The sequence below is a fragment of the Rhodococcus sp. NPDC019647 genome (assembly GCF_044389235.1).
Classification (GTDB): Bacteria; Actinomycetota; Actinomycetes; order Mycobacteriales; family Mycobacteriaceae; genus Rhodococcus_F; species Rhodococcus_F oxybenzonivorans.
In genome coordinates, this window is record NZ_JBIRXS010000004.1 from 386050 (window position 1) to 412311 (window position 26262).

27 protein-coding genes are annotated in these 26262 nt (G+C 63.9%); 8 read left to right on the forward strand and 19 right to left on the reverse strand.

The window, feature by feature from the left end:
* Positions 1-2: 2 nt before the first annotated feature.
* The 3 genes from ACH49N_RS11870 to ACH49N_RS11880 all read right to left on the reverse strand — a co-directional run bounded on the left by ACH49N_RS11870 (position 3) and on the right by ACH49N_RS11880 (position 2807).
* The gene (locus ACH49N_RS11870; protein WP_358272239.1) at positions 3-1139 is read right to left on the reverse strand and encodes an acyl-CoA dehydrogenase family protein; all 1137 of its coding nucleotides are present in this window, start codon (positions 1137-1139) and stop codon (positions 3-5) included.
* A gap of 87 nt (positions 1140-1226) precedes the next feature.
* The gene (locus ACH49N_RS11875) at positions 1227-2021 is read right to left on the reverse strand and encodes an enoyl-CoA hydratase-related protein (RefSeq protein ID WP_358272238.1); all 795 of its coding nucleotides are present in this window, start codon (positions 2019-2021) and stop codon (positions 1227-1229) included.
* Between the two features lie 270 nt (positions 2022-2291).
* Entirely contained in the window at positions 2292-2807 is a 516-nt protein-coding gene (locus ACH49N_RS11880) for a thioesterase family protein (RefSeq protein ID WP_358272236.1), read from the reverse strand.
* Between the two features lie 46 nt (positions 2808-2853).
* On the opposite strand from ACH49N_RS11880, the gene ACH49N_RS11885 reads away from it, so the two are divergent.
* Complete coding sequence (locus tag ACH49N_RS11885; RefSeq protein WP_358272235.1) at positions 2854-3405, forward strand: TetR/AcrR family transcriptional regulator; 552 nt, start codon at positions 2854-2856, stop codon at positions 3403-3405.
* A gap of 70 nt (positions 3406-3475) precedes the next feature.
* Here the strand turns inward: ACH49N_RS11885 and ACH49N_RS11890 are convergent, their stop codons facing one another.
* The 4 genes from ACH49N_RS11890 to ACH49N_RS11905 all read right to left on the reverse strand — a co-directional run bounded on the left by ACH49N_RS11890 (position 3476) and on the right by ACH49N_RS11905 (position 7811).
* Positions 3476-4492, reverse strand: a complete 1017-nt coding sequence (locus tag ACH49N_RS11890; protein ID WP_358272233.1) for a hypothetical protein — start codon at positions 4490-4492, stop codon at positions 3476-3478.
* Positions 4489-5781, reverse strand: coding sequence for an MFS transporter (locus ACH49N_RS11895; RefSeq protein WP_358272232.1), 1293 nt, complete (start codon positions 5779-5781; stop codon positions 4489-4491). Before ACH49N_RS11895 ends, ACH49N_RS11890 begins: the two co-directional genes overlap by 4 nt.
* 278 nt (positions 5782-6059) lie before the next feature.
* Positions 6060-6770 (reverse strand): SDR family NAD(P)-dependent oxidoreductase, encoded by a 711-nt coding sequence (locus ACH49N_RS11900; RefSeq protein ID WP_358272230.1) that lies wholly within the window; start codon positions 6768-6770, stop codon positions 6060-6062.
* A gap of 120 nt (positions 6771-6890) precedes the next feature.
* Positions 6891-7811, reverse strand: a complete 921-nt coding sequence (locus tag ACH49N_RS11905; protein WP_358272229.1) for an LLM class flavin-dependent oxidoreductase — start codon at positions 7809-7811, stop codon at positions 6891-6893.
* A 477-nt stretch (positions 7812-8288) separates the two neighbouring features.
* On the opposite strand from ACH49N_RS11905, the gene ACH49N_RS11910 reads away from it, so the two are divergent.
* The 5 genes from ACH49N_RS11910 (at position 8289) to ACH49N_RS11930 (ending at position 13344) form a co-directional block, all read left to right on the forward strand.
* On the forward strand, positions 8289-9530 hold the full coding sequence (locus ACH49N_RS11910; protein WP_358272227.1) for a phosphotransferase family protein: 1242 nt from the start codon (positions 8289-8291) through the stop codon (positions 9528-9530).
* A complete protein-coding gene (locus ACH49N_RS11915; RefSeq protein WP_358272226.1) occupies positions 9530-10075 on the forward strand; it encodes a hypothetical protein in 546 nt (181 codons plus the stop codon). Before ACH49N_RS11910 ends, ACH49N_RS11915 begins: the two co-directional genes overlap by 1 nt.
* 35 nt (positions 10076-10110) lie before the next feature.
* Positions 10111-11415 carry an MFS transporter gene (locus tag ACH49N_RS11920; RefSeq protein WP_358272225.1) on the forward strand — a complete coding sequence of 435 codons (1305 nt, stop codon included), beginning with the start codon at positions 10111-10113 and terminating at the stop codon, positions 11413-11415.
* 37 nt (positions 11416-11452) lie between these two features.
* Complete coding sequence (locus ACH49N_RS11925) at positions 11453-12466, forward strand: hypothetical protein (protein ID WP_358272223.1); 1014 nt, start codon at positions 11453-11455, stop codon at positions 12464-12466.
* A gap of 74 nt (positions 12467-12540) precedes the next feature.
* Entirely contained in the window at positions 12541-13344 is an 804-nt protein-coding gene (locus ACH49N_RS11930; RefSeq protein ID WP_358272221.1) for an IclR family transcriptional regulator, read from the forward strand.
* Here ACH49N_RS11930 and dmpG read toward each other — a convergent pair.
* Genes dmpG through ACH49N_RS11945 form a run of 3 tightly spaced genes read right to left on the reverse strand, consistent with a single transcriptional unit; the run spans position 13341 to position 16128 of the window.
* Positions 13341-14351 (reverse strand): 4-hydroxy-2-oxovalerate aldolase, encoded by a 1011-nt coding sequence (gene dmpG, locus ACH49N_RS11935; RefSeq protein ID WP_358272219.1) that lies wholly within the window; start codon positions 14349-14351, stop codon positions 13341-13343. The genes ACH49N_RS11930 and dmpG overlap by 4 nt on opposite strands.
* Positions 14348-15319, reverse strand: a complete 972-nt coding sequence (locus ACH49N_RS11940; protein WP_358272218.1) for an acetaldehyde dehydrogenase (acetylating) — start codon at positions 15317-15319, stop codon at positions 14348-14350. Before ACH49N_RS11940 ends, dmpG begins: the two co-directional genes overlap by 4 nt.
* Complete coding sequence (locus tag ACH49N_RS11945; protein WP_358272217.1) at positions 15316-16128, reverse strand: fumarylacetoacetate hydrolase family protein; 813 nt, start codon at positions 16126-16128, stop codon at positions 15316-15318. The genes ACH49N_RS11940 and ACH49N_RS11945 overlap by 4 nt, the downstream gene beginning before the upstream one ends.
* A 131-nt stretch (positions 16129-16259) precedes the next feature.
* Here ACH49N_RS11945 and ACH49N_RS11950 point away from each other — a divergent pair, with 131 nt between their 5' ends.
* The gene (locus ACH49N_RS11950) at positions 16260-17045 is read left to right on the forward strand and encodes an IclR family transcriptional regulator (protein WP_358272215.1); all 786 of its coding nucleotides are present in this window, start codon (positions 16260-16262) and stop codon (positions 17043-17045) included.
* 67 nt (positions 17046-17112) lie between these two features.
* Here ACH49N_RS11950 and ACH49N_RS11955 read toward each other — a convergent pair whose 3' ends face one another.
* The 9 genes from ACH49N_RS11955 to ACH49N_RS11995 all read right to left on the reverse strand — a co-directional run bounded on the left by ACH49N_RS11955 (position 17113) and on the right by ACH49N_RS11995 (position 25186).
* Positions 17113-17895: an SDR family oxidoreductase gene (locus ACH49N_RS11955; protein ID WP_358272214.1), complete on the reverse strand. Its 783-nt coding sequence runs from the start codon at positions 17893-17895 to the stop codon at positions 17113-17115.
* 45 nt (positions 17896-17940) lie between these two features.
* A complete protein-coding gene (locus ACH49N_RS11960; protein WP_358272212.1) occupies positions 17941-18276 on the reverse strand; it encodes a non-heme iron oxygenase ferredoxin subunit in 336 nt (111 codons plus the stop codon).
* Between the two features lie 76 nt (positions 18277-18352).
* Positions 18353-18856: an aromatic-ring-hydroxylating dioxygenase subunit beta gene (locus tag ACH49N_RS11965; protein ID WP_317767282.1), complete on the reverse strand. Its 504-nt coding sequence runs from the start codon at positions 18854-18856 to the stop codon at positions 18353-18355.
* A gap of 51 nt (positions 18857-18907) precedes the next feature.
* Complete coding sequence (locus ACH49N_RS11970) at positions 18908-20221, reverse strand: aromatic ring-hydroxylating dioxygenase subunit alpha (RefSeq protein WP_358272211.1); 1314 nt, start codon at positions 20219-20221, stop codon at positions 18908-18910.
* A 46-nt stretch (positions 20222-20267) separates the two neighbouring features.
* Positions 20268-20546 carry a hypothetical protein gene (locus ACH49N_RS11975; protein WP_061700692.1) on the reverse strand — a complete coding sequence of 93 codons (279 nt, stop codon included), beginning with the start codon at positions 20544-20546 and terminating at the stop codon, positions 20268-20270.
* Positions 20547-20558: 12 nt separating this feature from the next.
* Positions 20559-21755, reverse strand: coding sequence for an FAD-dependent oxidoreductase (locus ACH49N_RS11980; protein WP_358272209.1), 1197 nt, complete (start codon positions 21753-21755; stop codon positions 20559-20561).
* An 18-nt stretch (positions 21756-21773) separates the two neighbouring features.
* Entirely contained in the window at positions 21774-23060 is a 1287-nt protein-coding gene (locus ACH49N_RS11985) for an MFS transporter (RefSeq protein WP_358272208.1), read from the reverse strand.
* Between the two features lie 91 nt (positions 23061-23151).
* Positions 23152-24135 carry an alpha/beta hydrolase gene (locus ACH49N_RS11990; protein WP_358272206.1) on the reverse strand — a complete coding sequence of 328 codons (984 nt, stop codon included), beginning with the start codon at positions 24133-24135 and terminating at the stop codon, positions 23152-23154.
* On the reverse strand, positions 24122-25186 hold the full coding sequence (locus ACH49N_RS11995) for an amidohydrolase family protein (RefSeq protein WP_358272205.1): 1065 nt from the start codon (positions 25184-25186) through the stop codon (positions 24122-24124). Before ACH49N_RS11995 ends, ACH49N_RS11990 begins: the two co-directional genes overlap by 14 nt.
* A gap of 225 nt (positions 25187-25411) precedes the next feature.
* Here ACH49N_RS11995 and ACH49N_RS12000 point away from each other — a divergent pair, with 225 nt between their 5' ends.
* Entirely contained in the window at positions 25412-26227 is an 816-nt protein-coding gene (locus ACH49N_RS12000) for an IclR family transcriptional regulator (protein WP_358272204.1), read from the forward strand.
* Positions 26228-26262: the final 35 nt, after the last annotated feature.

The window sequence follows — 26262 nt, forward strand, 5'->3', positions numbered from 1 at the left end:
GGCTACAGGCCCAGGCTCTTGCTGATGATTTCGCGCTGAATCTCGTTGGTACCGCCGTAGATAGGCGGAGCCAGAGACCGGCGAACCTGTTCTTCCATGCCGTATTCGCGGGTATAGCCGTAGCCACCCATCATCTGCATCGCCTCGAGTGCGGTCTTCTTCGCGATTTCGGTACATTTCAGCTTAGCCATCGACCCTTCGCGGTTGAGGTTGTCTTCCTCCCCGGCATCGATCCGTTCGGCCACGTCGTACACGAACGACTTCGCGAAGGCGATCTCCGTGGCGAGATCCGCGATGCGGTGACGGATGGCCTGGAAACTGCTGATCTTCTGACCGAATTGTTCACGCTCGGTGACGAAAGCGATCACATCGTCGAGTGATCGCTGGGCCCCGCCTAGCGCCATCGTCGCGATGATGAGGCGCTCGACGCTGAGCCCCCGCATGAGGTGGCGCCACGCCAGGTTCGGTGTACCCACCACCGCGCTCGCGGGCACGGCGACATCGGTGAAGTACAGGTCGTTGCAGGTGCGGGCCTCCATGGTCTGGATGCCGTGGATCTCGAGGCCGGGCGAATCGGCAGGCACCATGAAAAGGGTCAAACCCCGGTGCTTGCTCCCCGACGCGTCGGTCCGGGCGAGGAGGAGGATGTGCTCGGCGACGTGTGCCGCGGAGATCCACGTTTTCTGACCGTTGATGACGTAGTGGTCGTCGACCAGTTCGGCTTTGATCCGGACACCACCGAGGTCGGAACCGGCACCGGGCTCGCTGAGGGCGATCGCCTCGAGCTTTCCGGATGCCATGTTGCCCACGATCGTGCGCTTCTGTTCCTCGGTGCCGTAGCGCAGATAGGTTTGTGCGGCCGTAAGTCCCGTGGAATAGGCGATAATCGGGGCGAACCCCCGCGCGGTTTCCTCGAGGAAGATGCATTCCTCGACCATTCCGGCGCCGCCCCCGCCATACTCTTCCGGCAGCGACACGGCGAGCCAGCCGAGGCCGGCGAATTTCTCGAGCAAGGCGGAACTGTTGGCCACAGTGCCGCCCTCGGTCAGGGCGTCACGCTGCTGGAGTGTCTTACATTCGGAGTCGCAGAGTTCGCGGACGGCCACCGCGAAATCCTGTTGCTCTCGGGTGAAACGCATGTGGGCGACTGCTCTCTGTGACGGGTCCTGGGGAGTGAGTTGCCGGACGGCGGGGCGGAAGACAGCCCCGCCGTCCGGAAGTCAGGATCAGGCGCCGCGGAACTTGGAGAAGTCGGGCTTGCGTTTTTCGTTGAACGCGCTGATGCCCTCGATGGCCTCGGCGGACTCACCGAACAGCTTGAGCGTCGAGTAGGCCATGTTGCCCTGCGCGATGAAATGCTCGGTGTCCGCGTTGAGAGACTGCTTGAGCACCTTCAGCGCCGTCGGCGAGAGCTGCAGGATCTCGTCGGCCCAGGCGCGGACCTCCGCCCGCAGCTGGTCACCGGGCACCACCTTGTTGACCAGACCCCAGTCGAGGGCCTGCTCGGCGCTGTAGCGGCGGCAGAGGAACCAGATCTCCCGCGCACGCTTCTCGCCGATCGCGCGGGCCAGGTAGCCGGTGCCGAGTCCGGCGTCGAACGATCCGACGCGCGGGCCGTTCTGCCCGAAAATGGCGTGGTCCGCGGCGATGGACAGGTCGCACAGCAGGTGCAGCACATGGCCGCCGCCGACCGCGACACCGTTGACCGCGGCGATCACAGGCTTGGGAACGTCCCGGAGGACGCGGTGCAGCGCCTCGACCTCGAACAGTCCGCTGTCGGACGGGCCGTAGTCGCCGGTCTCCATACGCTGCTTCTGGTCGCCACCCGAGCAGAACGCCTTCTCGCCGGCTCCGGTCAGCGCGATCGCCCCGACCTCAGCGCTGCCCCACGCCTTCTTGAACGACTTCACCAACTCGTCGACGGTGCGCGCGCGGAACGCGTTGTACCGATCGGGCCGGTTGATCGTGATCCAGGCGAGTCCGTTCTCGACCTCGTACGTCACATCCGTGAAGTCACTCATCGACCTGTGGTCCTCTCTTGTTGCACGCGGAGCGGAGTCCGTCCGCGAAGTCGCTTTGGTCTTACCTTATGACGAATGTAGCGGTGATAACGAGCGTTTTCAAGAGTGATGGCGAAAATGGCGTTTACCTGCGGCGATGACTTCGGATCTCTCTTGCGAGAGGGGCGATGCGGCCGGATGTGGATTGACCGCGGTCGGATCGGTGCAGAACCGAGAAGGTGCGCGTCTGCCCGCGGCGCTGTGAAAGGGGAGCTGCGTAAGGATTGTGGGTCAGGCGCGGGTTCGGATGCCCATTGCACCGCACACGGGGGCGGGCCAGCTGACGTCGGTGCGGCTGAGTTCCCGGTCGACTGCGGCCGCGACGTCGTCGGCGAAGGGCACGACCCGGCGGGTGGTGAGGTCGACGTGGGTCGCGGTGACCTCGAGGGTGCTCGCGAGGCGTTCGGTGGTGTCGTCGACGAGGAACGCCATGGCGTGAATAATCTTGTCGGAACGTTCGACGATGCGCGCGTGGACTGACACCTGGTCGCCGACGTGCACCTCCGCGTAGTACCGGATGTGGTGCTCGGCGGTGAAGAAACCCTGTTCCCGAGTAGCGCGATAGTCGTCGGTGATGCCCATTCTGTCGAACACGACGGCGATTGCCTGCGCCTCGAGATCGAAATAGTGGCGAATGTTCATGTGGCCGTTCTCGTCCTCGTAGGCGGACGGGATGGGCACCGGCCCACACTCGCGGGGCAGTGCTAGTACCTGAACGTACGAGGGGATTTCTGCTGGTGACGTCATCGACACATCATAACGATCGTTCACAGTCTGGTGCTAGAATGGCTTGGTGGACCGCAACCGTAAGATTCTCGACACTGCTGCAGAGCTGTTCTACGAGAAGGGATTTCACGGCACAAGTGTCGACGAGTTGGGGTCGCGGGCCGGCCTGAGTGGCCCAGCAATCTACCGCCATTTCTCCGGCAAGGACGAGATCTTGTCCACCCTGTTCGGCGAGGCGATGGACGAGCTGATCAGCGCCACCGAGCCGGTACTCGACGACGCGGACCTCGATCTTCAACGGATGATCCGTCATCATGCGCTCTTCGCGGCGAGGCACCGCCACCTCGTCAACGTCAGCCAGCGCGAGGACCGTTCGCTGGTCGATCCGTGGCGAAAGGCGATCAACCGACGGCGCAAGCAGTACGTCCAGGGCTGGGAGACTGCGGTCGCGCGGGCGATCCCCGCTGCGTCACCGGCCGAGATCTCCGTGGCCACCCAGTCGTGCTTGGGCATGATCTTCTCGATCGCGTACTGGCCCGCCAAGGTGACCCGCACGGCCGGACTCGCCGACCACATGGTGCGAATGGCGACCGAGGGCCTGGACGCCTTCCGTCAATAGCGCTGCCCTGCACCCAATAGCACTGCCCCTGCACCTTTCGGTCGATGCAGGGGCAGTGGCCGGCGTGGGGTCAGCGCGTCAGCGTGGGGCGGTAGGTGTACGACGACGATCGCGACAGGGCGAACTCGAAGATCCCGTAGCCGGTCTCCCCGTTCCACCCGAACGTGCAGCAACGGTCGGTGAGGGCGGAGTCGAGAGTCTTCGGGCCCACGGTTCCATCGAGGGGGTAGACGTCGAACTCTTCGTGGTCGCGGCCACGAACCTTGCCGTGATGGCCGCCGTAGCCGCCGCCCGCCATGTAGCCGCCGCCGGCCGAGGCGTCCGAATCGATGCGGTAGGTCGCGCCGCCGGCAGTCACGACCTCCACCGTGCCACTGGCGAGGTCGTTGCCCGCGGTGAACACCAGGTCGTGCCGGACGTCGGTGATGTCGTCGAGTCGTCCGTCGTCGTGCATGACGGCGCCCTCCAACAGGATTCGTCCGCCTTCGCGGTCCTCGACCAGCAAGAATCCGAACGTGCGGTCCGGGAACTGGGCCTGGTACCAGATGTGCAAACCCTGGCCCCCGGACATCGTGCGTACTCCGCGAGACCGGTCCCGCAGTCCGTACCACCCCCCGACGTCGGTGGTGGTTCCGTCCAGCGTGAGCGTGCCCTCGTAGCGACCGGGCTGGAACAGGTGATCGAAGGAGGTGACGTTCCCGTAGGTGTTCTCCACGTCCACCGACCCGAGCCAATACGGTGCGCGAGCCTGCCACACCACATCGAGTTCGAGTCCGGTCTTGTTCTCGCCGAGTTGGATCCGCCAGGTGCGATTGTCGTCGACCGTCTCCCATCTCAGTGGTCCGACGGAGGCGCCGTCGGTCTCGGAGTGTTCGGTGGAGTAGCGGAGATTGCGCTGCTCGGTCCGCGTGGTGAGGACGACGAAACCGTCCACGACGTTGCGGGGTGGGTAGACCCCGGCGCCGAGGATCACGGACGGCGCGGTATCTCCGTCCGGGTGAAGGTTGAACATGAACCGGTCGAAGAACTTCTCCGGCATGTCCTCGGTGGCGCGAGTCACCAAGGCGTCGTGAAATCCGTCGGTCATACGTGCTCCTTTTCTTCGACGGTGACATTGTCGGCGCCGATCTCGCGATGGTCCAGGGTGAAGCGGTAGGAACCCATCATCAGCAGGCAGGCGATGGCGATTCCGACCAGCACGATGATCGGCAGCGCACCGGCAGTGTAGGAGCCGGTGGCGCTGTACACCTGTCCGAGCAGGAAGATGCCGAACGCCGACCCCTGCGCGTAGAGGAAGTAGATGAATCCCAGCACCCGGCCGTAGGAGTGCTTGGGGAAGTATCGGCTCACCATGTAGGCGGCGAGATCACCCTCGGACCCTAGGCCCAGGCCGATCAGAGCTGCGCCGACGAACAGCAGGCCGGTCTGCGACGACGTGATCATGACGAAGACCCCGACCCCGCACAGCGCGAAGATGATCGAGCCGATGGCAGGGGCGTAGAACCGGTCGAGCAGGTAGCCCACCAGCAGTCGTGCCGCGATCGACGCGAGGCTCAGGACGGACAGGATCGAGACTGCAGTGCCCTGGCTGATGCCCTTGTCGGTGGTCATGGGCACGACCTGGGACATCAGGCCGAACGTTGCGGAGGACACGAGGAAGATTGCGACGGACAGCAACCAGAATTGCCGGTACTTCCTTGCCACGGTGAGTAGCGATTCTCCGGCCATCCGACCCTCTGAACGCGCCGCTTTACGCTCGGCTTCGTGTTCGGCGGGCATCCGGGTGACGAAGGCGTACACCGCGGCCGGGATCACCGTGCACAGGGCACCGATGACCAGGAACGCCATGCGCCAGCCGCCGATACCGAGCACCCAGTTGGCCAGATACGGCATGAGCACCCCGCACGAGCCGAGGCCGGCCATGAGAATACCCAGCGCCATACCGCGACGGTCCTGGAACCACGCGCTCACCACGGTCGAGTGCGCGACCGGATTGACGGCGCCAGCTCCGGCGCCGATCACCACGCAGAGCAGATAGAACGCGAGCTGGTTGTTCGGCAGGACGGACATCAGCATCAATCCGATTCCGAATGCCAGCGACATCGGAACCGACGGGATCTTGGGACCGTACCGGTCGACGAGGAAGCCCAGGATGACGATGCTGATACCCACCAGCACCGTTTCGATGGACAGACCGTTGCTGATGACGCTCCGTTCCCAGCCGAATTCCTCGGTCATCGGCTTGCCGAGGATGTTGAACAAGACATTCACCGCGGTCGTGCCGAACAGGAGAGTCAAAAAGCCTGTAACGACGTACCACCAGCGATTCAGATGCCGCGTGGGCGCCTGCGACCCAGCCGTGCCGACTGCGCTCATGGAAACTCCTGTCGATCGATCGAAATCGGTAATGGGGCGGGCTGCCGCGGAGGAAGACCCCCTCCGGGGTGGCGCCCGTCACAGATAACACCATATGGATAGTCCATTGTAAAGGACTGTCCAAAGGGGGTGAGATGCGTCGGCGCGGGAAGTCGAAGCGTCCTCCGAGTCGGGAACCGACGCGTGGGACGGTAGGGAACGCCTGCAGTGGGTTAATCGGGGAACCCTGAGTTCGCGGTAGAGCTCGTTCTATGACCGGTCAGCGTGCGCGCACTCCGTCAGTGCTGTGCCACCGCGGACGTAACCGTGCGGGTGTTGAGACCGTCACCTGCATCGACGGTGAGGAACTGGCCGGTGACGCTGCGGGCGGTGGGGGAGGCGAAGAACGCGACGGCGTCGGCGATGTCGGCGGGGTCGACGAATCCGTTGGGCATCGACGCGAGCCAGGCGTCCTGGATGTCTTGCGGCATGGACAGGATCCCGGAACTGGCGGTCATTCCGGGCAGGACGGCGTTGGCGGTGATGCCCAGGGCGACGTTCTCTGCCGCGACTGTCTTGACCAGACCGAGCAACCCGGCCTTCGTGGTGCTGTACGACACCTGAGCCGGCATGCCCTGCGTGCCTGCGGTACTGGAGATGACGACGACGCGGCCATACCGTCGTTCGCGCATCCCAGGCAGGCACTGCTGAAGCACCCGGAATGTCCCGGTGAGATTGACGTCGAGATCCTTCCGCCACTTGTCGATCGACATGCTGTGTGCGGCACCGAACATCGTCGTCAAGCCGGCATTCGCAACGTAGATGTCGATGTCGTCGAGCGGGGGCAGTTCGTCGGTGGACATGTCGGCCTGGTACGTACACCCGGGTGCACGGTCGAGGGTAACCACCTCCATCCCTTCGGACTCGAGCCGGGCGACGATGGCCTTGCCGATTCCGCCCTCACGTGCGGCACCGGTCACCAGTGCTTTGCGGCGTTTCGGGTCGGTCATGCGGATCTCCGTTCGTCGGGAAGTGGCACCGTGTGTTCCTTTCATTTCGACGCAACGACTTTCCCTATGAAGCGACGGATGGTCGCGTAGTCGTAGGACGCGTAGTGCTGTGTCGCCCGGTCAGCTGTGATAGCCGAGCAGTAGTGCACGGACCGAGGCCGTGTGCTCGATCGCCGCTTCCATCGAGGTGGCTGCCGGGACCAGGGTGATGTTGTCGGCACCTGCCTCGACGAACGAGTTCAGCCACTCGGCCACTTGCTCGGGTGTTCCGGAGGGTGCCAGGTGACGGAACTTGTCGCGCGGCAACTGGTACAAGGCCTGCATCTTCTCGCCGACCAGACGATCCGCAACATCGGCGTCGGTGTCGAGGCCACACCAGACGTTCACGCCGAACGAGTCGGGAGCGCGGTTTTCCCGTGCGGCGGCGTCGAGGATCGCGGTACGTGTCTCCGAAAATCGCCTTGGTGTGCAGAAGATTCCAAGCCAGCCGTCGCCGTAGCGGGCGGTGCGGCGAATGGCGGATTCACCTCGGCCGCCGATGAGGATCGGGACCGCGGGCCGCGGCGCCGGCAAGATTCGTGCCTGGTCGAGGGTAAAGAACTCGCCGTGATGGGTGACCTCCTCACCGGTGAGAACGGCACGCAGAACCTCGAGGGTTTCGTCGAGCCGACGGCCGCGGGTACTGGGGTCGACCCCGCTGTTCGAAATCTCGGATCGGTCCTCACCGCCGACGCCGGCACCGACCACCAACCGTCCGGGTGCGATCTGCGAAAGCGTCGCGATCTGGCGGGCGGCGAGCATCGGGTGCCGCAGGCCGAGCAGGTAGACACCGATGATCACCGACAGAGTGTCGTGGCTGGACAGGACGGTCGTGGCTGACACCATGCCGTCGAACCCGGTACCGCCGTGGAAGCTGATGTGGTCACCGACGGTGATGTGATCGAGCCCGGCTTCGGCCGCGGAATCGAGAAGAAGCCGCCGATCTGCGGGTTTAGGGACGAGGAGTGCATCCGTGACCGACAACCCCACTCTGATCGACACACTGATCTCCTCTCATGCGAATGGACTGACCATAAACTCCTCGGCCGGGCCGTGGCAAGGACGGCGATGATTTGCAGATCGGGACAACGCTCCACGAGGGGTCGCCGATAGGCGTGCCGGGTGTATCGGCCGTCGATCCGACTCACTTCGGAACGACACCGGAGTAATTCTTTACCTCGCACGCATGCTCCGCGTCATGTCCAGTTAAGAACTGCCGCTGGTGGATGCTCGCGGCGGAGTCCACCGTTCGTAATTGACTCGAAGCGGCGAGTTCCAATTGAGCTGCTGCCCTTCGGGTTGGGGAGTGCCCGGTCGCCCATCCTCTGCACAGCAGAACCTTCTGTACCTGTGGGGTCGGTCACACTAGCGTTTCGTGTGTCGAGGCGATCACCGTCCGACTCGCAAGGCCAACTTCCCGGAGCCGAAACGCAGGACTCCGGTCACGGCGTTTCCCGCCATGAGCGTGATGAGGAATTCATGAGTGCAACCATCAATTGGGATCGGCACGCTCCCGTAGTGATCTCGGACGCCGATCGAGACGAACCCATGCCGGATCTCATCCAGCGGATTCGCGCGCGGTTTCCTACCGAAACCGAATACGACCGAATGCTGACGCGCAAGATGGAGCGCCGGACCGGGGCTGGATACCGCAACTACGATCTCGGGCTCCTCACGAACGCGCTCGAAGCCATGCTGGGGGACGTTCTACCGTCGAAATTCGAGATTCGGGACCTACGGTGGCTGACCGGTGGTGCCTCGAAGATCCAGGTGGGTTTCGCTCTGACCTATGACGGTCCCGACGACGGACCGGTCACTGAACACCTGGTGCTCCGCATGGAACCGCCGGAGTCTCTGAACGCCACGAGTCGGATGCGCGAGTTCGAGGTCATCAACGCCCTCGCAGGAACAGTGCCCGTTCCTACAGTTCGTTGGGTCGACGAAGACGGTCGATGGTTCCCGGAACCCGCCCTCGTCTACACCTGGGTGCCTGGATCCGCGAAGCCTAGTCGAGCGCAGAGCCGGATCGCCGGCATCGGCATCAACTACGGTGCCGATCTGCGGGCCGCGCTGGCGCCACAGTTCGTCGACCTCTTGGCCCGTATTCACACGTTCGACCTCGAGTCGGTGTCGCTCGATCACTACGAATGGCCGAGCGTCGACAGCACCGAGAGTGCCCAATGGCAGGTGAACCGTGCTCGACGGGTGTGGGAGGAGGACCGTGGTGAAGACCTTCCGCTTCTCGATGTGGCAGCAGGGTGGCTCATGGACAACCTTCCGACCCTCGACCATGTAAGTCTCGTCCACGGTGACTACCGCGGCGGGAACTTCTTGTTCGACGAAGACACCGGCCGGATAACCGCAATCCTCGACTGGGAGCGCAGCTTCCTCGGTGATCGCCACCGGGACCTTGCGTGGGCAACGCTATACCCGTTCGGCCACCCGACCGAGGACGGCTCCGAATTCCTGGCGACAGGGCTGCTGCCGACCAGCGCCTTCTTCGAACGGTACGAGAAGGCATCGGGCCTGACCGTCGATCCCGAGAAGCTGACTTTCTACCGGATCTTGAACGAGTACCAGTCCGTCGTCACCGCGCTGGGATCGGCTTACCGGGTCTCAAAGCTTGGGAAGACCCATCAGGATGTACTGCTGACTGGGCTCGAGGCGACCGGATACTTGATGGCTCTTCAACTCGGTAAGGATCTCGAGGAGGTTTTGTGATGGTGAACAAATCTGCGAACACGTTCGATGCCGCCGCCCGCTCGCTGCGCATGACGGTCACGCCGGCGTTGGTCGGTTCGGAATCGCTGGCCGCCGAGCAGGTACGGGTGATCACCGGCGTTCTCGACTTCTACCGCGACAGAGCGCATTACGAATATCCACGGAAGCTGTACGAATTTCGTACGTATCGCGTTCTGGCAGAGCAGCTTAGTTGCTATGACGACGAGCGTGGCGCGCGAGCGCGGCTCATCGAGGTACTCGAGGAAGCCTATGCCACTGAGCAAGTCGCGATTCCGGAGTATGGACTTCTTGATCGGGTGACTGACGAGCTGACGCGAGCGATCTCCGACTTCGTGAGATCTGCACACACGTCCGATTCGGGCGTCTTCGCTGAGGTCTCTCGACTTGTTCTCGACCATTCGCGACCGCTCGTCGAGATGCAGCGGTCGTGGTTCCTTCCCCAGGGGGTCGATCCGGACCCGGATGCAGTTTTGCCCCTCAGCTCCCTGCTCGGCGCCCCGATAACCACGAACAGTGCGCACTAGCCATCCGTCGTTCATACGCACCATCAGGAGAAAACATGTCATCAGCGGTGATCACCACACCTGACAGTACGGTCGCGACCGCTGTTCGCCGTCGAGCGATCGTGGCTGCCAGCTTCGGAACCTTCGTCGAGTATTATGATTTCGTCATCTACGGCTATGTAGCGACGTTCATCGCCCAGGCATTCTTCCCGACCGGCAACTCATTCGTGAGCCTGTTGCTGACGTTCGGCGCGTTCGCGGTGAGCTTCTTGGCCCGTCCACTCGGTGCGGTGATCTTCGCGCCGTTGGGGGACCGGTACGGCCGGCGCACCGTCCTATCCGTCGTCATTCTTTTGATGACGCTCGCGACGGCTGGAATCGGATTACTGCCGACGTACTACCAGATCGGCGTCGCGGCACCGGTCCTGCTGATGGTATTGCGCCTCGTGCAGGGTATTTCTGCCGGTGGCGAGTTCGGGGGAGCGGCCTCGCTGGTTGCGGAGTTCGCACCGCCGTCCCGGCGGGGGTTCTTCGTCGGTTTCATCTCGCTGACTGTCGGTGGGGCGATGTTGTTCGGATCGGGGACGGCGATGGTGCTGACCCGGACACTGTCGGCCGAGTCGATGTCGCAGTGGGGGTGGCGATTGCCGTTGCTGCTGTCGTTGCCGCTGGGGCTGATCGGTTTGTACATCCGATTCAAGCTGGAGGAGACACCGGCTTTCACCGCGCTGTCCCGGGAAGGTGGCGTGCAGAAGTCGCCGCTGTTGACCACGCTGCGCCGAGACTACCGTTCTGTTCTGATCGGGATCGGGATCGCGGCGACGAACTCGTGCATGATGGCGTTGTACTTCATCTACTTACCCTCTGCGTTGAAGGAATTCACGGAGTTCTCGGCTGCGGATGCCCAACTGATCACCTTCGTCGGCCTTGTCGCCTACTGCACCGCCGTCTTACCGTTTGCGCGACTGTCGGACCGGGTGGGCCGGATCCCGCTCCTCCTCGCCTCCTCGGCAACGTTGATCGTGCTCATCTACCCGTCCCTCGTGCTCCTGTCGAGTGGGGTGCTTGCACTTGCGGTTGCCGCGATCGTGGTTGTCACCCCCGTGGTTGCCGCGAACATCGCCGCGGTGACCCCGCTGCTGTCGGAAATGTTCGCCACCGACACCCGCTACACCGGGCTCTCGCTCGGATGGCAGATGGCCACAACGCTATTCGCAGGCCCGACGCCGATCATTCTTGCGGCCATCGCCGGACTCGGCGGGGCGACCGCACCGGCCTTCTACGCGATCGGTGTCGTTGCGATCAGCGTCGTTGCCGGCGCTATCGCTGCCCGAACCTTGGCGAAATCCCGACCCAACTGACTGACCGAACGACCGACAACTGAGGAGTGAAACGAACATGGCATTCGATGCTCAGCACTTCGAATATCAGAACCCGCCCGAGGCAGACCACTTGTGGGTCGAGACGATTTTATTCCCGATCGTGATTCCGGAGGCTGATCTCTACGCATTGATCTACACGAACGTGCGCCCGGGTCTAGGAGTGATGTGGAACCAGGTAATGGTCTGCGGATCGCTTACCGATACTCGTGCGGAACTCCTGCACTACAATGAAAATCCACATCTTCCCGCGCCGGCGCGATTCAGCCGGATCGACTCTCCGATCGGCCTGTCGATTGATGCGGTCGACGCCCCGCGTAAGTTCCGGATCGACTACGTTGCGGACGACGGCACGGAGATTCACGTCGACTGGACGAACCTAATGGACCCATTCGACATTCACGATCCGACGCACAGCCCCCAGGCGGGTTCGGTCCTCGACATCCACGCAGACTTGGAGTCAGGGAAGAGTCAGGCCGTGGGTCATGCGGACGCGACTGGACGGGCGACCGGCACGATGATCGTCAGAGGTCGGGAGTACGTTGTCGATTCCATCGAGCGCATGGATCGCAGTTGGGGCCCTCGCGATCCGATGAAGGCCGGCAAGCCGAATCACATCGTCTCCGCGACTTTCGGTGAGGATCTGGCCTTCCACATGATCTGCCCGTGGAATCCGGGTGTGGCGAATCCGGACGCGTTCCAGCTCTCCCACGGCTACGTGATGGAGGACGGGGAGGTATATGGGCTCACCGACGAGTTGGAGATGACCAGTAATCACCTCGGAATGGTGTGTACCGGCATCGATATGACTGTGACTGATATTCGCGGGAAGAAATTTCGGCTTCGAGCCACACCACACGTTGGAGCACCCTGGATCGCGGCTCCCACCGCGATGGTGCACAACGCACTCATGCGCTGGACGTGTGCGGACCGCGACGGATATGGAGTCGTCATGAGTACCCGGCACCTGTCCGAGTTGAACCGAAGTCTCGGGCGGTTGCAGTCGGAGACTCGAGGGCTCGTCCAAGTCTGAGGTAGCGGTCGACCGGTGGTGTCGATCGGTATGCAGACATTCCGGACGGCGCGAAGTCGGACTACCATCCCGATATGAAGACGAGGCCGATCAGTAAGCCGACTTACATGATCGAATCCGTGCACAACGCACTACTGTTGCTGAGTGCCGTCCGCGACCATGGCAGTCTCCGACTCAAGGACGCTGCCGAGGAGATCGGTGTGGCCGAGTCGACGGCGCACCGTCTGCTGGCCATGCTGATCTATCACGGTTTCGTCGTCCAAGACGAGTCTCGACGGTACCTTCCCGGTCCGTCGATAGGGGTCGGCCCCACAGGCTCGTCTTGGACTCGGACGTTCCGCGATGCCTGCCTCGAGCCGATGAACGAATTGTCCTCTTGCACCGGCGAGACAGTAAATCTAGTGGTTCGTACCGGAGTCGAGTCCCGCGTGATCGGTACCGTCGAATCCGAGAAACTGCTCAGGGTCGGAAACCGTCAAGGGCATGTGCCGCTAGCGCGGATGTCTGCCGGAGGCAAAATCTTGCTTGCCCAACTCGACGAGGATGCGCTCGCCCAGCTGTACCGTTCGGATTACGCTCTCGCGCCCGATCATTTGTCGGCCGGAGAGTTCGAATTACTTCGGAAGGAGCTGCGGGCGATAGTCGAGAACGGTTATGCGACAGCGGTCGACTCCGTAGAGGTCGGACTTTCGTCTGTGGCAATCTGTCTGCGTAACGGTGATGGATCGGTTCTCGGGGCACTGGTCGTCGCGATGCCGACGATCCGATTCCACGCCGCTCTCGGGTCCGGTCTCGTCGCACAGATGGGAGCGACGGCTCGGCGGATCTCCCCCGCGATCGGGGAGATCCGCCCGTCGGTCATGACGAACCCGGCCTAGAGGGCCGTCATGTCGAGGGCGATGTCGGTGATCATGTCTTCCTGTCCGCCGACGAGTCCGCGTTTGCCGACTTCGAGGAGGATGGTGCGCACGTCGACGCCGTATTGCTTCGCGGCGGTTTCGGCGTGGCGGAGGAAGGACGAGTAGACGCCGGCGTAGCCGAGGGTGAGGGTTTCTCGGTCCACGCGCACGGGCCGGTCCTGGAGGGGGCGAACCAGGTCGTCGGCGGCGTCTTGGAGTGCGAACAGGTCGCAGTTGTGACTCCACTTCTGGAGGTTGGCGACGGCGATGAATGCCTCGAGTGGGCAGTTGCCGGCGCCGGCGCCGTGCCCGGCGAGGGATGCGTCGACGCGGGCGACGCCTTCTTCGACGGCGACGACGCTGTTGGCCACGGACAGCGAGAGGTTCTCGTGGGCGTGGATACCGATCTGGGTGCCGGGGTCGAGGATGTTCCGGTAGGCGCGGACGCGTTCACGGACACCGTCCATGGTGAGCCGACCTCCGGAGTCGGTGACGTAGATGCACTGCGCCCCATACGATTCCATCAGTTTCGCCTGCTTGGCGAGGTCGTCGGCGGAGTTCATGTGGCTCATCATCAAGAATCCGGAGACATCCATGCCGAGCTCGCGGGCCTTGGCGATGTGCTGGGCGGACACATCCGCCTCGGTGCAGTGCGTGGCGATGCGGATGGAGCGAACCCCGAGCTGGTAGGCGTGTTCGAGTTCGGCGATGGTGCCGATGCCGGGCAGCAGCAGCGTGGTCAGGGTGGCGTGGGTCAGGTTGTCGGCGGCGGCCTCGATCCATTCCCAGTCGGTGTTCGAGCCGGGCCCGTAGTTGAGGGAGCCGCCGGCAAGACCGTCGCCGTGGGCTACCTCGATCGCGTCGACACCGGCGGCGTCGAGGGCGGCGACGATGCGTCCGACGTCGTCGGGGGTGATGCGGTGCCGGACTGCGTGCATGCCGTCGCGGAGTGTGACGTCCTGGATGTAGAGCTGGGGGGTGGTCACGAGTGGGCCTCCGCGGGAATGGTGTTCTGAATGCGTCGGGCGATGGACTCGGCGGTGCGCAGGGCCGCGGAGGTCATGATGTCGAGGTTGCCGGCGTAGGCGGGCAGGTAGTGGGCAGCGCCCTCGACCTCGAGGAAGATCGATACCTTGGTGGTGACCGGACCGCCGCCGTCGCGCAGCAGGGTGTGCACGGGTTCGCCGTCGGGAATCGGGGTGAACTGGACGTCCTGCTTGAGCCGGTAGCCGGGGACGTACTCGGCGACCCGGGCGGCCATCTCCGCGACAGATGCGCGGATCGCGTCGTGATCGGCGTCGCCGATCAGGGCGAAGACGGTGTCGCGCATCAGCAGGGGTGGTTCGGCGGGGTTGAGGATGATCACGGCCTTGCCGCGGGCAGCGCCGCCGACCTGTTCGATGGCGTGGGAGGTAGTTTCGGTGAATTCGTCGATGTTCGCGCGGGTGCCGGGGCCGGCGGATTTGGAGGCGATGGACGCGACGATCTCGGCGTAGGCGACGGGGGTGACCGCGGAGACGGCGGCGACCATGGGGATGGTGGCCTGGCCGCCGCAGGTGACCATGTTGACGTTGTCGACGCCGGAGTCGAGATGCTCTTCCAGGTTGACCGGGGGAACGACGAACGGGCCGATCGCGGCGGGGGTGAGGTCGACGAGTTTCTTCCCGTAAGGGGCGAGGGCGGCGGCGTTGGCCTGATGGGCCTTGGCGGAGGTGGCGTCGAAAACGATGGAAATATCGGCGAAGTTGTCGAGGGCGATCAGGCCGTCGACGCCGTCGGCGGTGGTGGGCACCTTTAGTCGGGCGGCGCGGGCGAGTCCGTCGGAAGCCGGGTCGATGCCGACCATGGCGCCCATCTCGAGGGTGTCGGAGTTGCGGATCACCTTGATCATCAGGTCGGTGCCGATATTGCCGGATCCGATGATCGCGACCTTGATCTTTTGGGTGTCGGTCATGAGTGGTCCTTCGAGAATGTGGCGGTCACGGTGCCGAGGCTGGTCAGTTCGGCGCGGATGGTGGTACCCGGCGGGGTGGGGACCATGGGGCCGAGGGCCCCGGAGAGGATGACCTGTCCGGCGCGCAGGGGCTGGCCGTAGTCCCGGGCGGTGCGGGCGAGCCATGCGAGGGCTTCGAGGGGGTCACCGAGGCAGGCGGCGCCGGTGCCCTCGGACACCGATTCCTCACCGACAAACAGGCGCATGGACACCTCGAGGGGCTCGAATTCGTCCAACGTGAGCCATCTCTCGCCGAGGACGTAGAGTCCGGAGGAGCCGTTGTCGGCGACGGTGTCGGTGATGGTGATGTCCCAGTCGGCGATGCGGGAGTCGACAATCTCCAACGCTGCTGCGGCGCGGGCGACGGCGGCCCGAACCTGTGTGATGTCGAGGTCACCGTCGACGAGGTCGCTGCCGAGTTCGAACGCGATCTCGGCCTCGGCTTTCGGTTGCAGCAACCGGCTACTCGGTACCTCGGGTAGGCCGGTGACGTCCATGTCGGCGAACAGCACACCGAAATCGGGTTGATTCACCCCGAGTTGTTGTTGCACGGCCGGGGAGGTGAGGCCGATCTTCCGGCCGGTGACGGTGCCGCCGGCGGCTACCCGGTCGTCGGTCAACCGCTGCTGGACCGCGTAGGCGGCGTCGATATCGGTGACCCCGAGTAGGTCCCGCACGGGTGCGCACGGTCGGGCGGTTGCGGCCGCAAGGCGGGCGGCTGCGTCCAGGATCGACGAACTTCGTTGAGTGGTGGGCGTGATAGCTGACATCAGTGTCCTCCGATTGTGGGAATTCGCCGTCAGGGTCGTGCCGGTCGAGTCGTTCGATTGCTTTCGCTCGTGTGGAAACGGACGGTGCGTGTGGCTTGTACTGTGCCGGGCCGGATGGTGATACTCAACGAATGAGTCCCGTAGAACGGAACACTTCGCCGCCCGGTGGCGAGCCGACGTCGGTGGTCCGGCGGATGTCGGATCTGTTCGCCGCATTCGGCCCCACCGACACCGCGCTGGGTGTGAACGAACTGACCCGGCGGACCGGGATACCGAAGGCGACGGTGTCGCGGCTGGTGAAGGAGATGGAAGGCGTTGGGTTTCTCGAACGTCGGGGTGCCAAGGTGGGGCTGGGTCTGCGACTGTTCGAACTGGGCGAACGGGCCTCACGTCGACGGTCGGTCCGTGAGGTGGCGCTGCCGTTCCTCGCCGACCTGCGCGAGGCGACGCGGCAGACCGTGCATCTGGCGATCCTCGACGGCACCGAGGTGGTCTACGTCGAGATACTGCCGGGACGGGACGCACCGTGGCTGCCGTCCGGCGTGGGTAGCCGTCTACCCGCGCACGCCACGGGGGTGGGCAAGGCATTGCTTTCGGGATCACCGCCGCAGGTGATCGCCGAGGTACTCGCAGCCGGCCTGGTCCGGGTGGGTCCACGCACCATCACCGCGCCCGGACCGCTGGTGCGGCAGTTGCGCCGCATAGCCTCGAGCGGCATCGCCTATGAGCACGAGGAGTCGGCACCGGGCGTGGCCTGCGTCGCGAGCGTCATCCGCATCGACGACGGTCCGCCGGTGGCCGCCGTCTCCGCGTCCGGATGGATCGGCAAGGTCGATATCCGGCGTGTCGGTCCCGCCGTCCATACCACCGCCCTGAGCATTACCCGTGCGCTCACCGACGCCCGGGATCGGGAATAGGGCGGCTGATGCACTGATCGTGTTCCTCCCCGCTGCGGTCCGAGAGCACGTCCACTGCTGGGACGCGTCACAGCATGGAACTGCCACCGTTCACGCTGATCACCTGACCTGTCACGTAGGACGCTTCCTCGGACGCGACGAAGGCGACTGTGGCCGCTACTTCTTCGACCGTTCCTGGACGATCCATCGGGATGAGGTTGCGCATCTGGGCGCCGAATATCGCCATGTCGTCTTTTACCTCGGGCGGTGCGGAGGCCAACTTGGCTGCGGCCTCCGGCGTCTCGATCCACGCCGGAGCGACCGTGTTGACGGTGATTCCGTAATCCGCGAACTCACGCGCGAGTCCCGTTCCGAATGCATGAACTCCACCCTTGGCGGCGTTGTAGATCGCGTGCCGGTACAGACCATTGCGCACGGATTCGGCTCCTATGTGAACGATTCGGCCGTAACCGGCGTCCACCATGTGGGGTAGTGCCTCGAGCGTGGTGTACAGGGTCGTCCAGAGGTTGCGGTCGATGGTGGCCCGTAAGGTTTCCTCGGTGTGGTCGAACGTGGGCAGGATGACACCGCCGCCCGCGCAGTTCACCAGCACATCTATCGCGCGGCGTTCGGTGACTGTCCGCCGGATGAGGTCGGCGGCATCCTCTCGTTGCGAGAGGTCTCCGACGACGGTGGTCACCGACGCCGCATTGCCGGGCCGAAGGTGTTCGGCGACCGCCTCTACTGCGTCTGCACTGAGGTCTCCGAGGACGAGATCGGCACCCTCGTCCGCCAATCGCACGGCGATGGCGCGGCCGATGCCGCTGCCTGCGCCGGTGACAACCGCGGTCCGGCCTTTGAACCTGTTCATGTGGTGGTACTACCTTCCGCTGGAATGTGCTGGGCGCGAGAGCGTTCAGTCGTCGTTCGACGATATGTACACTCGACCGTCGGTTACAACGGTTCGGTACTTCTTCAGTGCGAGAACCGCGGGAAAGCACAGGGGTGCACCGGTGCGGACGTCGAACCGGGCCATGTGGAGCGTGCACAGCACCTCGTGCCCCTCGAGTTCGCCTTCCTCGCCGAGCGACCACTTTTCGTGACTACAGGAGTCGGATGTGGCGTAGAATTCGCCGTCGACGCGATACACGGCGATCCCACCTTCGGCGTCCAAGCGTAGAGTTTCGCCGTCAGCCAGATCCTGCTCATTGCACGCGAAGATCAGTGCTTCGGTTGACGTTTCTGGTGCCATGGTCGGCCCTCTCGTAAAGCGCGGATGCGGGAATCGCCTCGTTGTCGGCGGTGCGAATTGTGGATCGTGGAAGCGTTCAGATGATGAAGCTGATCTTGCCCTGGGGATCGAGCATGTCGTGAGCCAGGACGGCTCGCTTTCGACGGATCAGGAACGACGAATTCCGGGGTATGAGTTCGTAGTCGTACCGGCCGACGTAGGTGTCGAACTTGCCGGCTTTTGCACGGTTGATGATGAAATTAGCGGTGACGGAGAGCATTTCGTCCGTCTCTGCAAGAATTCGCACATTGCCGACGATCCGACTGGTCTGAGAATGGGGAAACTCGGCGTGCGCCTCCGGCTTCTTGAGCCGAATCACCCTTTGCTCGAGCATGGTGCGACCATCGTGGATGAGCGACCACGTGAGACCGGGATCTGCGTCCGGCCGATCCGTGGCGGGAACTTCGTATGTGCAGTCGAGGGTGAACAGGTCGAGCCACTCCTCGAGGCGCCATTGATCGATCAGGCCGGCTTCGTGGAACAGGAATTCCTCGATCGCGCTTCGAGTGGTGATGGATGGTGTCTCCGACACGGAAGTCATAGGGATGTCCTTCTGAGGTGACTGGCGGATAGGCGGCATTGTCGAACGAGGTCAGGCATCGACGTCCTGCTTGTCGAAGGGAACGAACGAGGTGCCCTCGGTAGGGAGTTGCTGTCCGGTGATTCGCCTGTTCCATTCTCGCCACCACGAGCGCATCTGCAACTCGTCGTTTGCCGCTGGGACGGGCTTGCCCATACCTTTCGACACGTCGGACCAGCCGACTTCGCCGCGTGCACCGAACCCCTTTTGGGCCTGTTCGAGAGCTTCGACATCGTCCGGGGTCGCGAGCCCCGCCGGTCCCCAGAAGGTGAGTGCATTGTTGATGCGGTATTTGACGAACTCCTCGTCGACACCCTTGGGGATGATCTGCCGGCCGGTGACAAGGGTTTCCGATGGGCTCATCGGGTAGAACGTGCGCAGCGTCAATCCGAAGCTGAGATCGATCAGGATGAGGCTGGGGAAAAACACCGAGTTTCGTGCGAGCCCGAACATTGCGGTGGCGTAGTTCTCACCGAAGGCCTGTTCGGCCTGTGCCCGAAGGTTCGCGAGTGTCTGCTTGACACTGTCGGTCGCGAGCGGGAGTCCGTTGGCCGGATACATCAACGTGGCATGCCCGTTCGGGAATTCGGTACCCATGCCGGCCGGCGCCACACCGTTGACGGTTTCCTTACCCAGCATCGGGGGGGTGGCACCCAGTTCCATCATCATTTCGAAGTAGGTGTGGTGGACGGATTTGGCGTGATATCCGTCGATGCTGTTCTCGACGAGGAGCTTCCAGTTGGCTTTCAGCGAGTACTTGTGGGTTCCTTCGAGGATTGCGACGCCCTCGGGGGACTGATCGGCTGCCAGATCGATGAAGTATCGGGCTTCTCCGAGGAACGTAAGCAGATCCGGCGCGTCGGGATCGAAGTTCACGAAGTAGAGCCCGCGGTAGCTGTCCACCTGAGCGGGGGACTGCAGACCCTTGTACACCGCTGCCGGCTCGCTCTTGTAATCCTCGTTACCGGGCACATTGACCAACTCGCCCGAGTTTCGGTACGCCCAGCCGTGGTAGAAGCAGGTGAAAATCTTGGCGTTACCCGAACTGTGCCGACAGACGGATGATCCCCTGTGCAGGCAGGTGTTGAGCAGCACCCGAACATCACCATGGCGGTCGCGGTTGAAGATCACCGGCCGGCCGCCGACGTCCCGGGTCTGGAAGTCGTTCTTGCCGGGAATTTCGGATTCGTGTCCGACGTAGAGCCATGTCTTTCCGAAGATCTCTTTGCGCTCGCGCTGCAGCACCTCCTCGGAAGTGAAGGCTTCACGGTTGACCCGGAAGAGGTTGTTGTCGCGGTCGTCGATGATGAATTGCTCTGCGGTCATGGAGATGGTCCGTTCTGATGAGTGCGGGCCGCGCCGGCGGCGTGCGTTAGTGGTGGTCGGCGACGCTGGGATTGGTTGTAGCGAGGTCCCGGAAGAGCCAACTGTCGGGATCGGAACCGGTGGCAGGAACGACCAGCACGGCCGTGGGACCGATTGCCATCCAATTTCGTCCGTCGTCATCGGGTTCGGCGGGCAGGATCTCGACGGTCGTGAAGACCTCGTTGCTCAGGTCGTGGGTCCCGATGATCACGTTGACCTTGCAGCCCTCGGTCTCGATATGAAGGATCTTGTCCGGACCGTCCTTGAAATGCTGGATATGACGCATGGGTGCCTTCCTCTATCGGGCGGGTCTCTGCTGGCCGACGAGGTCTTCGAGACTCCCGTCGCGACGGTGGTTCTTGCGGAACGCGGCGACTGCTCGGGCATCGTTGACGCTGACCTGGGCGATCGGTTTGTCGTCGACGTCGGTGTAGACGGCGCGGAAGCGGCCCTCCGCGATCGACCCCTCGCGATGGGCGAGTTCGCCGAGCGAGGGCATCCCGACCATCTGGATCCGGGCGCCGTACTGGTCCGACCACACGTACGGCAGTTGGGCCGCAGCGGGTTCCGCGCCGGTCACGATCGCGGCGACGGCATCGGCTTGTTCAGCGGCGCTGGTCCAGTGCTCGATCCGCGCGCTGACCCCGAGCAGTGGGTGTCGACGCAGGGCGAGGTCGCCGATCGCGAAGATGGAGGGGAAACCGTCGACCTCGAAGCGGTCGCTGCAGTGCACCCCGCCGTCGATGGGAAGCCCACTGTCCGCGAGCCAGTGCGTGTTCGGTACTGCGCCCACGCCGACGACGACGAGGTCGGCAGGTACCTCGGTTCCGTCGGCGAGGACGACCCCCTCGACCTGCTCGCGGCCGAGGAAGCCCTCGACGCGTGCTCCGGTGACGAGCCCGGCGCCGTGAAGTGTGTGGATCGAGGAGATCTCGCGCCCGACCTCGTCGCCGAAAACGTGACTCATCGGGATCTCGAGTGCCTCGATCATAGTGACGTCGAGGCCGCGCCCCCGCGCCGCGGAAGCGAATTCGGCACCGATGAATCCGGCGCCCACCACGGCCACCCGCGGCCTGCCGACGAGAGCCTCTCGCAGAGCCGTCGCGTCGTCGAGCGTACGCAGCGTGTGAACCCCCGCCAGACCGGAGGGAACCGGCAGGGCGCGTGCACGCGCTCCGGTAGCGATCACCAGCCGTTCGTACGAGAACTCCTCACCGGTGTGGGTGACCAGCACCCGCCGGGCCGGGTCGAGACCGGTCGCGCACATACCCAACCGGACGTCGAGGTCGAACTCTGCTGCGAGTTCCGGTGTGAGAAGTCGCGGAACGTCCGGAACAGGTCCCTCGGCCAAGAGGTCCTTGGACAGGGGCGGTTTGTCGTACGGCCAGTGCTCTTCACTCTCCAGGAGCACTATGTGCCCGGCAAAGCCGCGCTGCCGCAGAGCGATTGCTGTTCGAGTGCCTGCAACCGAGGCGCCCACGATCAGGAAGGACATACTCGAAACTTAGCCACGTCACACGCCCGGGTGGTGCGTAGTTCCGGCGGCTGGAACTGCGCACACGTCGGCCGCCTGCTTCCTTCGTGTGATGCCGAAAATGACAGCACCCGCAATGTTGGTCACGCCGGCCGCGGCGGCGATCCACAGCAACGAGGTCGTGGTGCCGACCGCGAATGAACTGTGCAGCCATGCGATCGCGGTCGGGAGTCCGAACCCGAGGTAGCCCAGACAGTAGACCCGGCCGGTCATGGTCCCGAGCCGGCCGGGCGGAGCTGATCGCTCGCAGTCACGCAAGCACCCGACCAACGTCAATCCGTATCCGATCCCCAGCACGGATGCCGCGACCACGACCAGCCACACCGACGCGGTTGCGGCAGCGACGGCGGCGGCGAGCGTCCCGACGACGAACAGCGAAAGTCCGATCGCCCGTGCCCGACCCGCTCGTTTCGGCGTGCGCCCTACGAGTCGTTGCGCGAAGAAGCCCAGACCTAAACTCAGCAGACACAGCAGTCCGGAGAATGCCGAATCGAAGCCGGCCAACTCGGCCACCACGATGGGCGGAAGGACCGCGTAGGCGATGCCCAAAGCTCCGAAGATCCACGGCGCGGCGGGTATCACCAGGAGATGGAATTCTCGCGGAAGTGGTGTTCGGTTTCGCTCCGACGGGTTTGAGCGTGTGCGCGCAGGACCGGTCGTGGATCGCGCGATCAGTAGGGCGCCAACCGCGCAGAGCACTCCGTGCAGCACGAAAGGCGTGGTGGTCGGTGCAGGAGCCCACTGGGCGAGTGTTCCCGCAGCACCTGCGCCCACCGCGAATCCGCTGGTCAGGCTCATTGCCGATGCGCGTGGAGCGCGGCCAGACGTGGTCGACAGCGAGTTGAGCGCCAACCCACCGACAACCATCCCGATCCCCAGCGCCACACCGGTCGACATACGCCCCGCGAACATCAGGGCAGGGTTGTGTGACCCGGCCGCGACCAGGATCGAGCCCAGTGCACTGAGGGGTACGGCGAGAACCAGAGGATCCCGGGTGCCCCAGCGGGCCGCCAGCCGATGCGCGAGCGGAAGCGAGGGGATCAGGCCGACAACATACGCGAACAGCAGGGTGTTCACTGCGAGTTCGCTGAACCCGCGTTCCGTCCGGTACATGGTCAGCAATGGTGTGAATTGATTGCCACCCCATGCGACCCCGAACATTGCCGCGCAGATCGAGAACCAGGTCCGGTCAGGACGACCGGTTCGCACCGACCTTGCCGGAACAGTGGGTGATAGTGCGGTCGGCACAGTCTGCGGTCGAGCCATCGGACACTTCCTCGGTGCGCGCAGGTGACGACGACCGATGGCCGACGCCGGATCGTGGACCCGGAGTCGGCCATCGGTTGTCGCCGGAGATTCAGGCAGAAACCAGCGAACGGTTGATCAAGGGGAGTTCGGGGCGGCGATCGGAGACACCAGCGGCGTCGGCGAGCTCACCGGACACCGTGCCGTCCCGGAAGAACTCCAGAAAAACGGGGTTGAACAGGTCGGGCCGGTCGGTCTGTCCCTGGTGGCCGCACTCGTCGGGATAGAAGAACTGCACATTGGGGAGGTAGTCCTCCTGGACGTACCCCCACTCGACCGGTGTCAGGATGTCCTGGCGGCCGTAGAGGTAGAGCCCTGGGGTGCTCAACCGGTCTAGGCGCCCCTTGGTGACCAGGCGGGCGGCGCGGTTTTCGCTCGTCCAGTCCGTGATTCGACGGTACTGCAGGAGCGTGGGCCAGAACTTCGCGTGCGCATCCATCCGGTCCCTCGCAGAGAGGTAACGCATGTCGATCAAATCTTCACTGATGGCCTCGCCGCGGTGAATGATCGCCTCCATCATGGTGCGCATGCCCTCACGTGTGCCGTCGTACGCCGTGAGACGGAACTCGCCCGCCGGTGGTGTCAAGTGTTCCGGGACCACGTCACCGATATCTCCCGCGATCAAGATGAAGCTCTTGACCTTGTCCGGGTGTGCAACCGTGTAGTTGACCGTGTTCATGCAGCCCATGGAGTTTCCTGCGAGGTGGAACTCGTCGAGGCACAGTGCGGTGGCGAACTGGTCGATGAAGTCGACGAACGACTCCATGCCGTCCGGCCAGTATTCTTCCCGGGTGTCGGACAGTCCGAAGCCGGGCATGTCGGGACAGTAGACGCGAAAACCGTTGTCGCCGAGATAGGGGGCCATGAAACGCCACCCCGCGAGACCTGACGAGCCGGGCAAACCGCCGTGGAGCAGGATCACCGCGGGACCGGAGGTGCCGGCAGTCATGTAGTGCGCGCGGGCGCCGTTCGCCAGGCGTACCCAGCGGCTGGCAAGTCCGGGAACGTCGACGAGATTTTCATCAGTGAGTGCCATGGTGGTCTTCCTTTGTCGGTGAGAAGTGAGCGGTGACGAGCGCACCGGATGACAGTCCGAGGAATTCGAGTGCATTGCCGCGGAGGATTCGCGGCACGGTACCGGGCGGTAAATGTGCTGCCACAGAGGACAAGTCCGCAATTCCCTCTTCGGGTTGGCCCGGGATGAACGGGTGGTCGCTGCCGAGAAGAACCCTGTTCGGGCCGAAGCGATGCACCAGAGTCGGCAGGTGCGCCGGATCGAACACGAGGGTGTCTGCGTAGAGGCGCGATACGGTCCGATTCAGATCATCCGGGTCGTGTGTGGCGGCAAGCTGGGCTCCGAGGCGAAGTCTTGGATACGCCCACGGGAAGGTTCCGCAGCCGTGGACCGTTGCCACCCGTAGTCTTGGATGGTTGTCCAGAACCCCGCCGAAGACGAGGGCAGTGGCCGCCAACGCAGTGTCGGAGGGCATTCCGAGCCCGAAGTCATAGGTGAACCCGGAGCGCCGCACGGCGCCGCCACCACCGTCGACCGGGTGCACAAGTACCGCGAGACCGAGGCTGTCGACGGCGTCGAAGAAATACCCCAGCGCCGGGTCGTCCAATTCCATTCCGTTGATCCGCGTGCCGATCTCGACGCCGCGAAGCCCCAGAACTTCGGACAGATGACGTAGTTCGGGCAGGCAGTCACGGGGTGATGCAACGGGGGCGGTTCCAATTCCGACGAGCCTGCCGTCAGCGGCGTCGACCGCACGGGCGATGGACTCGTTCATCCATCGGCAGTAGGCGGCAAACGGTGCTACCGGAGCACCGTATTCCAATGCGACCGGAACGGGAGAAATCGCCTGAACCCCGACGCCCGCCCGATCCATGTCCGCCAGGCGCGCCTCCACATCCCAGAGGGCACGACGGACGGTGCGGAAGTCTTCGGATCCGCGGACCAACCGTCCCTCCGCAGGAGTGTCGACCACCAACCGGGGTGCTCGCGGAAAACCTGCGATGACGTCGACGGGAGGGGCGTCACGGGGAAAGTAGTGCGCATGCACATCGATGGTGCCGGGTGGAACCACGAGGGTCTCCTTTCGCACGCATCCGTTTCTTATTTCGTCGGTTCGCCCACGTCGTGGGTGAGCCGGATCAGGGGAACGTTAGGTGGCCTCGCACGGGGGCGGCCGCGGCTGTTCCAGAGGCTGGAACCGGTCGGTGAAACCCGTACCCTGAATACGTGCGCATTGTGACCGCCGTTACAGTTGGTTTCCCGCTGGGTCGGCGGAGCGGAGAGTGCGGAGGCCCGGATGAAGCACATGGCAGATGGCAAACATGACGTCGGGGGTGCGGAGAGTGCGCCTCCTTCCATCCTCGCGAAGGCGTTCTTGGTGATCGGGGCGTTCAACGAGCAAGATCGGGTGCTGACCCTGACGCAGATCAGCTGTAAGACCGGCTTACCCAAGTCGACGGTCCACAGATTGCTGCAGCGGTTGGGTGAGCTGGATGTCATCGAGGAACACGGTGCGGGCTACCGACTCGGTATCCGTCTGTTGCAGCTGGTTTCCTCCATGCCGGTGGACGGGATGCGCGAGGTCGCGCTGCCGCATCTGGCCCGGTTGCAGGCGTGGTCGAAGGAATCGGTGCATTTCGGCGTCCTCAGGGGGAATGAAGTCGTCATTTTGCAGGCGCTCTTCGCCGTGGATCACGCCCGGCCAATAGGTGAGGTGGGTACGCGGATCCCGGCGCACCTGTCCTCGATGGGCCGGGCGATGATGGCCTATCTCCCCGAGGACGAGCTCACCGAGCTGCTCGCGGGCCCTCTCGTCCGTCTGACGCCCAAGTCCGTGACGGATCCGAAGCAGATTCACGACGAATTGAAGCGCATACGGGTGTCGGGAGCAGCTGTTCAGAAAGATGGTGTGATCCTCGGCCTGGGCAACATTGCCGCGCCCGTCCTGATAAAGGGCCGGCCGATGGGGGCGGTTGCCGTTCAGTTCGACTCGTCGGAGCAGGTCTCCGAGTCGGTGATCAACGCGGTCAAACTGACCGCCCACCGCGTCAGCCGCGATACCACCCAGATGCTGTCCCAGGGCAGAGCAGACCTGTTTCCGTACGACGACTGAGGCCGCGTTCCGGGCACTGGAACTTGCTGTGCGCG